The following is a 12171-nucleotide window of genomic DNA, read 5'->3' as shown; positions in this document are numbered from 1 at the left end:
CAGACAATCAAACGCATTCTAACATCTCAAGCGATGTCGGAAGAGTTTTACACCAACACCGGTGCGTACAAAATATCATCCCTACAAAGTCGATAGTCTTACTATACATTCGACGCGCTGAGGTTATCGTGAACGCAGACATGGAGCGCAAGATATGAAACGTAGGACACTTTTCCGGGCTGCACTTGTGGGAGCGGTCTCGGCCTTCTGGTCTTTTCCTTCATTCGCTGCCGACACGGTTTCCAAGCTCGTGGTCGCCGACCAGAGCGAATTTGTGCGCAATCTCCTCGAATCAAGCGGCCAGAAACAGAGCCTCGACTTCAACATCGACTTTCCGAACTTCGCCGGAGGACCTGCAATCCTCGAAGCGATCCGCGCCGGCGCGCTCGACATCGCCTACGTCGGCGACACTCCCCCTATCCAGGCACGCGCGTCTGGAACCTTGCTTCCAATCATCGCAACCTTCACTCGAGAAGCCGCGCAATATCGCCTGACCAGCCGGCCTGGGCTCGTGATCAGAAATCTGTCTGAACTCAAGGGCAAAAAGGTCAGCTATGTCGAGGGCTCCGGGCGTCAGGTGTTCCTGATCGAAGCACTGAACCGCGCGGGCCTGAAGCTCACGGACGTCGAACTCGTCAACCTTCGCGTCGCCGACCTCCCCGACGCCATCCGGTCTGGGACGGTCGATGTGGCCGTTCTCCAGGAGCCGCACGTTACACGGCTGGTCAACCAAGTCGGCGCATCGCCTGTGCTGGACCCTGAAGAACGCAAGCTGCTGCCAAGTACATCATATTTCTATGCCCGTCCTGACGCTCTGGCCGACCCGGTCAAGGTTGAGCAGATCAAAAAATTCCTCAATGCGTTTGTCCGTGCTGGAAAATGGAGCAATGAGAACGAGAAGGCATGGGCGAAGTCTTATTTCACCGATTTCCAGCGTGTCTCCACCGAAGATACAGACGCGATCTTGAAGGGCCAGTCGCCACTTATCTTCCAGACGTCGGCTGAAGCAATCCCGCATCATCAAAAGCTGATCGACATTCTCTATCAAGCAGGCTCCATCAAGGAACGGTTCGATGCGAAGGGCTCATTTGTCGAGACCTTTGACGCGACCATTGAACAGGCGCGTGAAGGTGGAAGCTGATGGCGAACGCCGTTGATAGACGATATGTGGCCTCGGGCGTGGATCCGCGGGCTAACGGCGAGGCGCCTGCGGCAGTTGCCCGCAAGTCCGCTCGTCTGGTCCCGGAAAAGCTGCCGCGAGGCGGGCGTCTGATTGGACCATTGCTTGTTCTGCTTGGCTGGGAGCTGGCGTCTCGCCTGGGTTACCTGTCGCCCTATACGCTTGCGGCCCCCTCGACAGCGCTCAAGACGGGCTATGAAATGGTCATTGACGGCACGCTGCTGCCGCACCTTATGGCGTCGGCCGCACGTGCCTATTCGGGGCTGTTCCTCGGCGTACTGGTGGGCGTCGTCCTTGCCCTGCTTTCCGGTCTGACCAGGGCGGGCGAAGCCTTGATCGATGGCATCGTCCAGATCAAGAGAGCGGTTCCAACCTTGGCACTCATTCCATTGGTCATCATCTGGCTGGGGATCGGCGAGGCAATGAAGGTGTTCTTGATCTTCACCGCGGTCCTCGTGCCTGTCTACATCAACACCCACGCGGCCCTGCGCAGCATTGACATCGGGCACGTCGAACTTGCGCGCACCCTTGGCCTTTCTCGACTTGAGTTTGTCCGTCATGTGGCACTGCCAGGGGCGTTGCCAGGGTTCTTCGTATCGCTGCGGCTGGCGGTTGCACTCTGTTGGACGGCCTTGGTCGTTCTGGAACTCGTCAACACGCAGACGGGTATCGGCTACCTGATGAACCGGGCGCGCGACTGGGGGCAGACGGAGATCATCGTGGTCGGCATCATCATCTACGCAGTGCTTGGCCTTTTGTCGGATGCTGTCGTGCGTTTCGTCGAAAGACGCGCCTTGTCGTACAGGAGAGCGCTTGGATCATGAATGCTCATATCCCTGTTCCCACTGCTGTAACGCTGCGCAACCTCACGCGGAGCTTCAAAGGCAAGACAATTCTAGACCGGGTATCGCTCGATATTCCACACGGACAGTTCGTCTCACTGTTGGGTGAATCCGGTTCGGGGAAGACAACGTTGCTGCGGGCGCTGGCGGGTCTGGACGATGACGCGGAGAGCCAAGGGCATTTCCAGGTGCCTGCCAGTACCTCGGTTCTGTTTCAGGATTCGAGACTGCTGCCATGGAAAACGGTCATCGACAATGTGACCCTCGGACTTCGGCGAACCGATGCAAAATCGGCCGCGCTCGAGATGCTCGAAGCAGTGGGGCTGGGTGACAAGGCCGACGCGTGGCCTTCAACCCTGTCTGGTGGCCAGAAGCAGCGCGCATCGCTTGCGCGCTCGCTGATCCGGTCCCCTTCCCTGTTGCTTGCCGATGAGCCGTTTGGCGCGCTTGACGCCTTGACGCGTATCCGCATGCAGGAACTGCTGATGCGTCTGGTCGATCGTGAGAGACCGACGATCGTTCTTGTCACCCACGACGTCGACGAAGCCCTGCTTCTCTCCGACCGCATTCTTGTTCTGCGAGATGGTCGCATCGCGGAAGACCACGCAATTTCGCTGTCGCATCCGCGGCGATCAAACCAATCCGAACTTCTCGATCTCCGCGCCAGGTTGCTCGCCAGCTTTGGCGTCAGCGCAGACAGGGCCTGAAAGGTTATATCCATGCCACGTCAACTCCACCTGAACCTCTTTCTTATGTCTCGTGGCCACCACGAGGGCGCATGGCGGCATCCGGGGTCGAACCACAAGGCGCTCACCGATCTGGAACTCTACGTCGAGGCTGCCCACATTGCCGAGGAGGCCAAGTTCGATGCCGTATTTCTGGCCGATACGCTTGCGGCCGGCAACAGCAGCGGCCTGGCATCGTCGGGATCGCTGGAACCGATTGTCCTGTTGTCCCTGCTGGCCGCGCATACAACAAAGATTGGGCTGATCGGCACCGCCTCCACTACCTATAGCCTTCCCTATACGTTGGCTCGTCAATTCGCGACGCTTGATCACCTCTCCAAGGGGCGTGCGGGCTGGAACATCGTCACGTCTTGGGCTCCCGAAGCAGGTGCCAATTATGGCCTTGCGCAAAACGTCGACCACGGCGATCGCTACAAGCTCGCAGCGGAATTCGTCGAGGCCGTCGACGCGCTCTGGAAAAGCTTTCCGGCGGATGCCATCGTGGACGACCGGGAAACCGGCCGTTATCTCGACGCGAACCGGATGCGGCCCGCGAACTACGAGGGTAGCCACTACCGAACGAAGGGTCCACTCAATGTCCCCGGCAGCCCGCAAGGACGGCCCGTGTATATCCAGGCAGGTCAGTCCGACACCGGCCGTGCATTCGCCGCGCGCTGGGCCGAGGCAATTTTCACCGCGCATATGACGATCGATAGCGCGAAGTCGTTCTATGCCGATGTCAAGAACAGGGCCGTTGCCTACGGCCGGAGACCGGAAGACATCGTGGTCTTGCCTGGCATCAGCGCGGCGATCGGTTCGAGCGAGCTGGAAGCCAAACAGGTTTGGGAAGAGCTCGACGCCCTGACGAGCACGGAAGTTGGCTTGACGAGACTGTCGGCTCGCTTCGGCGGACATGACTTCAGCAACATTGCGCTTGATCGTCCGCTCACCAAGGATGATTTTCCTGATCCCAATGAGGTCGAGGCATCGAGAAGCCGGGTGGTGGGCTACGTAGAGATGACGCTCCGCGAAAAACTCACGCTTCGGCAGTTGCTTCGCAGGCTGGCGGGCGCTCGCGGCCATCTGGCGGTTGCCGGTACCCCAGAGCAAATCGCGGACCTGATCCAGGAATGGTTTCAGTCGGGCGGGGCAGATGGGTTCAATGTGATGCCGCCAATTATCAACAGTCAGCTGAAGCTGTTCGCCGACGAGGTTGTACCAATTCTGCAAAAACGCGGTCTCTTCAGATCGGCCTATGGAGGCGATACCCTGAGATCCCATTTTGGATTGGCCGAGGTCGGTGCGGACGCGTCGTTTGCGCGGTCTGCCTGAGCTCGCAAGGCCCCTCTCCCGTGCCAACTGGCCGACAAATCTCGTTTTTTAGCGCATCGGCGTGATCTACGACGGTGCCAACGTCAGCCTGACGAGGAATATATGTCGGTGAAATTGGCTCGCAGCCGCCCAAGCGACGGGCCGTGAGATTATCGGCCCTGTCATCCTCCTGAAACATGCTTTCGCTACGCCGCCCCATCCTCCTCAGTCCGCCGAGGGCTGACCATTGCAAAGGGGCATCGGATGCAGTTTCAGCTCGATCGCGATGGCGCCCAGTCTCTTGCCGAACAGATTTGCAAGTCCATCGAGGCGCGCATCCTGGCCGGCACCTACGGACCGGGGGAACGCTTGCCCTCGACGCGCCAGCTGGCCCACGAAATCGGGGTTTCACGCAGCACGGTTTCGGAGGCATTCGACATGCTGATGGCCGAGGGCCTCATCCTCGGCGTTACCGGGTCCGGCACATTCGTCAATTCCGTGCGCTATCTCGAACAACGGCGAAACCTGCCGAAAAACGCCACGCCGATCGCGGAGCTGCCCGCCGCGCCGCGCTCCGTCGTCAATGCGCTGTCCTGGGGGCCGACGCTCGACTATTTCCCTTTCGCCGTCTGGCAGCGGATCGGGACGGAGCAGGCGGCCCGTGTTCGCGAGCTGATGAACGAAGGCGATCCGGCCGGGTTCGCACCTTTGAGGATGCAGATCGCCGGCTATCTGAAACGTCGCCGCGGGATCGTCTGCCACCCCGACCAGATCATCGTTACCTCCGGCATGACCCAAGGTCTCGATCTCGTCGCCCGCACGCTTCTGCGCAGCGGCGATATCGCGCTGATGGAGGACCCGGCGGAGCTGCGCGTGCGCACCACGCTGACGCTCGCCGGCGCCAGGGTGCAGGCGCTTCCGGTCGATGACGAAGGGCTCCGGATCGAGCTGGCTTCGCCGCAGTTCCGGCTGGTTCATCTGTCGCCTGTCCGGCAGTTTCCGTCCGGCGCGATCCTGAGCGATGCCCGCGAGCAGGCGATCCGCCGCCATGTCGAGACAAACGGCGCTCATATCGTGGAGATGGACAATACGGCGCTCTTGACGGAACCCCGGGCGCCGATCTTCGCCGACCAGTCGAGCCGCGACCGGACGATCTATCTGTCGACCTTGAGCTGGACGATGTTCCGGTCTCTGCGTATCGGCTACATCGTTGCCGAGCCGGCTATGATCGACCGGCTGATCGCCACCCGCGCAGCCATGGATTTTCGGCCGCCGCTGATCGAGCAATACATGCTGGAACAGTTCATGCGCGAGGGGCATCTGGAACACTATATCGACCGGATGCGTGCGGTGCTCTCGGTGCGCCGGCAATCGCTTGTCGGCTCGTGGCCGGCCGGACTGCCGGCCGGGGTGTCGCTTTCGCCCGAGCCGGGCGGGCTCGGCCACATGCTGACCCTCCCCGACGGAACCGACGTCGAAAGGCTGCTGCGCCAGGCGGCGGCGCGCGGGCTGGAACCGCGCGACATCTCCTCCTGGTTCGCCGATCCGGCACGCCGCGCCCTGCTGCTCGGCTTTGCTTATGCCGGCGAGTTCACCACCATCAGGGGCATGCGCGATCTCGCCGACATTCTCGGTTCATGACCCCACGGCAGCCGCCGTCGCCTCTCTGCGCATTTCGTGAAAATTGCCGTGCGGTTGAGGCCGGCGCCGCGCCGCCTGTGCGGCCTCGATCTCAAAAGCGAAGCGCTGCCGCCCGACCGAGCGCGGCAGCCAAGCCAATTGTCGCATAAGGCGGCCTCTGCCTGGGTTTGTGACAAGTGGCCCGGTGATCCCAGCAAAGTGGCCCTGTTTCACAACCCTTGCCCGATCCTAGAACGGGCAGGACGGAGAAACCTTCTCCCGAAGCGACAGGAAATTCCCATGCCCCCACTCCGTACCCAGATCGTCGGAAGTTACGTCAAGCCCGCATGGCTGGTGCGTCACGGCCATGAGCACCACCACAACGGCAGCTGGTGGCGCCCAGAAGCCGATGTGCTGCAACAGGCGCAGGACGACGTGGTTCTGCTGGCGATCCACGAGCAGGAGCGCGCCGGGCTCGACGTCGTCACGGATGGCGAGATCCGCCGCCAGCATTACGACCGGCATTTTGTCTCCGGCATCGGCGGCATCAGTCTCGAGAAGGTGCAGGACAAGGAATTCCAAAGCGAACTCAAGAGCAAGACCGCCCGCACCGATCTCGGCGACCTCTGGCAGAATTTTCGGATGTCGCCGACGATCACCGGTCCGCTGGAATGGGTTTCCTCGCCTGCGATCGATGAACTGCGGTTTGTGAAGAAGCACGCAAGGCGCCCGGTCAAGGCACCGATCGTTGGCCCGATGACGCTCTACGATCGGCTGGCGGACGACTATTACCAGCGCCCCGAAGACGCCATCATGGCGCTGGCAGGCGTACTGAACCGCGAGTTGAAGGAACTGCAAGCGGAAGGGACCGACCTCCTGATGGTCGCCGACCCCGCGCTGCATTTCAAGCTCAGCCGTTCGCGCGAGATCGGCAAGCCCGTCATCGAACGGCTGCTCGAAGGCATAACCACGCCCGTCGTCCTGCATGTCTGTTACGGATATGCGAAATATTCGTCCTCGAAGACGATCAACCCTTCCTATCCCGAGGTCTTGCGGCTTCTCTCGGAAACGTCGGTCCAGGCGATGAGCATCGAATACGAGCAGCCCGGACATACGCCCGATCTCTTGAAGCAAGCCGGCGACAAACATGTCCATCTCGGCCTGATCGGCATGGGATCGCATGAAATCGAGACGCCGGAACATATTGCCGGACGCTTGCGCGAAGCGCTGAAAATCGTACCGCCGGAGCGGCTTCACCCCTCGACCGATTGCGGTATGTGGTTCCTGCCGCGCGATGTCGCCCGCGCAAAGATTGAGGCGCTGGTCAAGGGCACCAATATCGTGCGCCGCGAACTCGGGCTCGACATTCCCGACCACGCCATCCGCTGACCTCTGCTTTACCGATCTCCCGCGCAAAGGACGAGACCCATGATCCGAGCCCCATTCTCCTTCGAACCGACCCGCCGCGACCTCCTGAAAGGCATCGGCGCGAGTGCCGCCGCCGCCGTGATCGGTGGTGCCGCGCCGGCCGCCGCGCAGACCAATCCCTATGACGGGCTCAAGGGGGAGGAACTGGAACTCCTCATCTGGGATGGGGGCGCCTTCGTCGACAACATGATGGCAAGCGTGCAGCAGAAATGGACATCCGTCGGTGGCGGAACGCTGAAGTTCCGCAAGGTTCCGTTTGGCGATCTCGATCGCGCGGTGCGCTCCGCCAACCAGGGCGGCCCCGGCCCGGATGTTTTTCTGGCCAATGCGCCGAACGTCATAACCTACAAGAAACTCGGCCTCATCGAACCGGTCACCGACATGTTCAGCAAGGACGATCTGGAGGACTTCTTCCCGACGGTCAGGCTCGGCAGCGAGATCGACGGCGAATTCTACGGCCCCTCCACCAACGAGAACGGCCAGGCTCTGTACTACGACCGCAAGCTCACCGACCGCTATGGCCTGAAACTGCCGGAAACCTTGGCCGACGCGTGGAAATGGGACGAATGGCTTCGCGTCTTCACCGAGATCCAGGCCGCCGAGCGCAAAAGACGTGGCAACGACCAGTTTTTCGCGCTTTACCCCAACATGGGTAATACCGGCCTGTTTTTCTCGGGCATCTATCCGCGCGGCGCCGGCGAAAAAGGCTCCAACGCCTGGAAAATGGTGAGTGACGACGGGTTGAAGAGCACCGGTTACCTGAATTCGACGGAGGCGCTGCAAGGCCTGCAGCTGATCCAGGACATTCACCACAAACACGGCATCGCGCCCGTATCCACGCAGAAGGACATGTTCTACAACGATCAGGTCGCGTTCTTCTGCGGCGTGCCGCTTTACCTCGCACCGATCAAAAAGGCGCGGCCGGATATCGATCTGGCCACCGCGCCGGTGCCTTATCTCAAGACACCGATCATCCACACCGGCTCGTTTGCCTGGCTGGTCAACCGCCAGACCGCGAGGATGGGTGATGCAAAGCTTTTCGTGAAATTCATGGGCTCGCCCGAGGGCAATGACATCGTCGCGCGTGGCTGGACCTCACCGCCGATCCGTAAGTCGATGGTCGCCGCCCGGCCGGAATTCCAGACGAAGCCGATGTCGCTGTTTATCGACAGCATCACCGAATGGTCCGTGCCGCGTCCCAAGGTTCCCGGCTTTTCCGAGCTCGACACGATGTGGATACGGCTGGAAGCCGATATTGTCAGCGGCGGCAATGTGAAGGCGCTTGCCGACGATGCCGCGCGGCGCATCGATGCCCAGCTTCGGCGCTATGCCTGACGGACCTCGCGGACCACATGCCGAATTCCCTCGCCGCTTCCAGGCCACGCTTCTCCAGGCATCGCAGGCTCCCTGCCCTCCTCGAAGGATGGGGGCCGGCGCTTGTCTTTCTGGCCCCTGCCCTTGTCATGCTGTGCCTTTTCAAGGTCTGGCCGATCGCCGAGGCGATCTATACGAGCACCGGCACGTTCGATCCCGGCGGCCAGCACATCGGCACCGCGGGCTTCGACAATTTCAGCCTTGCGCTTTCCGACAGTCGCTACCGGTGGGGGCTGTGGCTCAGCCTGTTCGCGGCGATCGCCAAGGTTCCGGTTCAGCTCGTGCTCGGGCTTGGCGCGGCACTGATGCTGCGCGCCAATACCGGCGGGAATGCCTTCGTGCGCGCGATGATAATCTCACCGATGTTCTTCGGCCTGCCGGTGACCACCTTCATCTTCGCCTATATGTTCGACGCCAATGTCGGGGTGGTGAACGCCATCCTCTCGGGAATGGGCGTAGCGCGCGTCTCCTGGCTCTCCAGCGAGATGCCGGCGCAGTTCCTCGTGCTCGGACTTTCTGTCTGGCGCGACGTCGGCGTGACCATGCTGGTCTTTCTCGCCGGGCTTTCCGCCATTCCGCCGCAGATCGCCGCCGCCGCGAAACTCGACGGCGCGGGGCCGGTGGCGCTGTTGTTGACCATCACGCTGCCGCTATTGGCCAGAAGCTTCCAATTCGCCGTCGTTCTGGCGACCCTCGCCTCGTTCCAGATCCTGGTTCCGGTCCTGATGCTGACCAAGGGCGGCCCGACCGGCGCCACCGATCTCGCCAGTTTCCAGATCTACGAGACAGCCTTCAGCTATTTCGATCTCGGGACGGCAAGCGCCATGTCGATCGTCGTTCTCCTCGGGCTCATCGCCATCATCACGCTGGAGCTGCGCTGGCTGGCCGTGAAATGGACTTACGAATGAGCCGTTCGCTTGGAATTGTCCTGCGTGTTCTGCTGGCCGCGGTCTTTGTGCTGCCGATCCTCTTCGCGGTCACCGCCTCGCTTCGGGAAAACAGCGACATGTACCGGTATGCCGGCAGCCTGTCGCTCTGGGCCTTCTTGCCGGCGGAACCAACCTTCGACGCCTATCGCCGCGCGCTCGGCCTTCCCCGCCTGCAGGCCCAGCTCTTCAACACCGTGCTTCTGGGCTTCGTGATGGCGACGGGTACGACAATCTCCAGCCTGCTCGCCGGTTACGCGCTGTCCCGGTTCCGGTTTCGCGGCCGCAGGGCGCTGTTCCTGGTGATGCTGTTCACGTTGTTCATTCCTGTCGATGTCATCCTCCCGCCTCTGTTCTTCGTCGTTCGCGATCTCGGGCTGATCGACAGCTTCTGGGGGCTCGCCCTGCCCTTCATCTTTTCGCCGATAGGCGTTTACCTGATCCGCCAGGCGATCGAGGAAGTCCCGCGCGAACTCGACCATGCCGCCGCCCTCGACGGCGCCGGCCTGTGGGAAGTGCTTCGCACCGCGATCCTGCCGAATATCCGCGGAGCGCTGATCGCCTGCTGGCTGATGCATTTCGTGTTCGTCTGGGAATGGTATCTCTGGCCGCTCATCGCCATGCGCCGCGACGACGGGCAACTCGCCCAGGTGGCGATCTCCGGCCTGATCGATCCCTTGCGCTCGACCGATTACGCACTGGTCTTCGCGGCGGCCATCCTAACCATCGTCCCGGCCTTCGTTATATTCGCCATCCTGCAGCGCTTCCTGACGCCGAGCCAGGCGACATCAGGCGGAAAGTGATCCTCATGCACAAACTCGTCCTCCGGTCCGTCTCCAAGGGTTATGCGAAGGGTACGGCCGTGCTCAAGCCTTTCGATCTCGTCGCCCAGAGCGGCGAGCTGATCGTGCTCGTCGGCCCGTCCGGCTGCGGCAAGTCGACCTTGCTGAAACTGATCGCCGGGCTGGAGAAGGTCGACGGCGGCCAGATCCTGCTCGGCGAGCGCGACATTACCGACGTCGAGCCGCGCCACCGCAGGATCGCCATGGTGTTTCAGAATTACGCGCTCTATCCGCACCTGACCGTGCGCGAAAACCTCGCTTATCCGCTGCGCCGGCAGAAGATGCGAGCCGCCGAAATCGACGACAAGGTTATCGAGGTGGCCAATCAGCTGCGCCTGGAAGAGCTTCTCGATCGGCGCCCCTCGCAGCTCTCCGGCGGCCAGAAGCAGCGCGTCGCCATGGGGCGGGCGATCATCCGCGAGCCGGATCTATCCTGCTCGACGAGCCGCTTTCCAATCTCGATGCGGCGCTCAGAACCCATGTGCGCGGCGAAATCCGCGATCTTCAGCGGCGACTGGGCACGACGATGATCTATGTCACCCACGATCAGGTTGAGGCGCAAACGCTGGCGGACCGCGTGGTCATCCTGCGCGATGGCGAGGTGCAGCAGATCGGCCCGCCGCGCGAAATCTACCTACGTCCGGCCAACATATTCGCAGCCGCCTTTCTCGGCGCCGCCCCGCCGAATTTCCTCACCGGCAGGGTGACCGCGAACCGACTGGAAATGGGCGGCGCCTGCGTGTCGCTGGCCGACCTTCCCGGCGAATGCCGGACCGCGCTTGCGGGCCGCGAGCAGATCTATGCCGGATTGCGGCCGGAAGCGCTCTACCGCGTCACCGACGCAAGGCAGAGCGTTTTCAGACTGACGGGCCATGTCGTCAGGCGCGAGATCATCGGCAACAGTCAGCATGTCTATTTCCGCAGCGAGGCCGACTCGCCCGACATGACGAGAATAGCCGCACTGGCCGGCCGGCATATGACCGACGAATTCGTCTGGACGACCGAAAACCTCGATACGGACGACACGCTCGAACTCGGCATCCGTCTCGACGATATCCTGTTCTTCGATGCCGACGGACATGCCATCGGCACCCATGGCGGCGACAGCCTCTAACCTATTATCGTCACGGCTGCCGGGCGCGCGACCGAATGACGGCGAGCGGCCGTGGGTCTGCGGCAGTGTCAGGAAAGACGGGCCTTCAGGCGCGACGCCTGTGCTTCGTCCACGCCAAGCAGGCGCAGATAATCCGGGACGCTGCCGTAGTGCAGGCGGATGTGGTCGAGCGCCTGTCGCATGCTCCTTGGTTCGGAGGCGAGCACGATATCGATCAGGGTGGAAGACATGCCTCGGTCGAGTGCGCGCTGGCGCAGCCTGGCGATCAGCGGGCCGGAAATCGTTGCGGTCAACGCGTAGTCCTCGATAATCGTCGTCTCGTCGACGCCCGCATTCGCCAGCAGCAGGGCGGCAATGACACCTGTCCGGTCCTTGCCGGCGCTGCAGTGGAAGAGCACGGCGCCTTCCGGCGCTTCGGCGATAATGTTCAGCACTTCGGCGATCGCCGGCCGGCATTTGTCGATCGCCTGGCAATAGCGGTCGCCCATGTCGAAGCTGAGGCTTGCTTCGGCCATCATCTCGACCGGGGCGAGCGCCGAAAATACCGGCGTGTTGTGATAACGCACACGGTCATGACCGACGAAGGGGTTGGCCTGCGCGGCGATCTCATGCGCATTGCGCAGGTCGATGACCGTTGCAAGGCCATGGCCGAGCAACGCTTCGATGTCGGCCGCGCTCAGATCATGCAGGGCGTCGCCGCGCAATATGGAGCGCCAGCGGGTCGAGTTGCCGCCGGCGGTCCGGTAGCCGCCGAGATCACGGACATTGTGTGCGCCTTCGAGAGCGATCAGTCGGTTATAGATGAACAT

General features: G+C 61.9%; 12 protein-coding genes. 11 read left to right on the top strand and 1 reads right to left on the bottom strand.

Annotation, left to right across the window (positions count from 1 at the left end; translation table 11 throughout):
• Positions 1-154: 154 nt before the first annotated feature.
• The 11 genes from P3R82_RS05805 to P3R82_RS05755 all read left to right on the top strand — a co-directional run bounded on the left by P3R82_RS05805 (position 155) and on the right by P3R82_RS05755 (position 11362).
• A complete protein-coding gene (locus P3R82_RS05805; protein WP_283193374.1) occupies positions 155-1141 on the top strand; it encodes an ABC transporter substrate-binding protein in 987 nt (328 codons plus the stop codon).
• A complete protein-coding gene (locus P3R82_RS05800; protein ID WP_283193373.1) occupies positions 1141-2004 on the top strand; it encodes an ABC transporter permease in 864 nt (287 codons plus the stop codon). The genes P3R82_RS05805 and P3R82_RS05800 overlap by 1 nt, the downstream gene beginning before the upstream one ends.
• A complete protein-coding gene (locus P3R82_RS05795) occupies positions 2001-2729 on the top strand; it encodes an ABC transporter ATP-binding protein (protein ID WP_283193372.1) in 729 nt (242 codons plus the stop codon). Before P3R82_RS05800 ends, P3R82_RS05795 begins: the two co-directional genes overlap by 4 nt.
• Before the next feature lie 12 nt (positions 2730-2741).
• Complete coding sequence (locus tag P3R82_RS05790) at positions 2742-4079, top strand: LLM class flavin-dependent oxidoreductase (RefSeq protein WP_283193371.1); 1338 nt, start codon at positions 2742-2744, stop codon at positions 4077-4079.
• Positions 4080-4322: 243 nt separating this feature from the next.
• Positions 4323-5699, top strand: coding sequence for a PLP-dependent aminotransferase family protein (locus P3R82_RS05785; protein WP_283193370.1), 1377 nt, complete (start codon positions 4323-4325; stop codon positions 5697-5699).
• Positions 5700-5978: 279 nt separating this feature from the next.
• Positions 5979-7067 carry a hypothetical protein gene (locus P3R82_RS05780; RefSeq protein ID WP_283193369.1) on the top strand — a complete coding sequence of 363 codons (1089 nt, stop codon included), beginning with the start codon at positions 5979-5981 and terminating at the stop codon, positions 7065-7067.
• 39 nt (positions 7068-7106) lie between these two features.
• Positions 7107-8441, top strand: coding sequence for an extracellular solute-binding protein (locus tag P3R82_RS05775; RefSeq protein ID WP_283193368.1), 1335 nt, complete (start codon positions 7107-7109; stop codon positions 8439-8441).
• Between the two features lie 17 nt (positions 8442-8458).
• Entirely contained in the window at positions 8459-9388 is a 930-nt protein-coding gene (locus P3R82_RS05770) for a sugar ABC transporter permease (RefSeq protein WP_283193367.1), read from the top strand.
• Positions 9385-10209 (top strand): carbohydrate ABC transporter permease, encoded by an 825-nt coding sequence (locus P3R82_RS05765; protein ID WP_283193366.1) that lies wholly within the window; start codon positions 9385-9387, stop codon positions 10207-10209. The genes P3R82_RS05770 and P3R82_RS05765 overlap by 4 nt, the downstream gene beginning before the upstream one ends.
• A gap of 5 nt (positions 10210-10214) precedes the next feature.
• Positions 10215-10778, top strand: coding sequence for an ABC transporter ATP-binding protein (locus tag P3R82_RS05760; RefSeq protein ID WP_283193365.1), 564 nt, complete (start codon positions 10215-10217; stop codon positions 10776-10778).
• Complete coding sequence (locus P3R82_RS05755; protein WP_283193364.1) at positions 10775-11362, top strand: hypothetical protein; 588 nt, start codon at positions 10775-10777, stop codon at positions 11360-11362. Before P3R82_RS05760 ends, P3R82_RS05755 begins: the two co-directional genes overlap by 4 nt.
• A 68-nt stretch (positions 11363-11430) precedes the next feature.
• On the opposite strand, the gene P3R82_RS05750 is transcribed toward P3R82_RS05755, so the two are convergent.
• A complete protein-coding gene (locus P3R82_RS05750; RefSeq protein WP_283193363.1) occupies positions 11431-12171 on the bottom strand; it encodes a tyrosine-protein phosphatase in 741 nt (246 codons plus the stop codon).

The sequence above is a fragment of the Rhizobium sp. AN80A genome (genome assembly GCF_030053015.1).
GTDB classification, from domain to species: Bacteria; Pseudomonadota; Alphaproteobacteria; order Rhizobiales; family Rhizobiaceae; genus Rhizobium; species Rhizobium metallidurans.
Note: the sequence above shows the minus strand (reverse complement) of the source record. Positions and strands in the feature narration are given on the sequence as shown.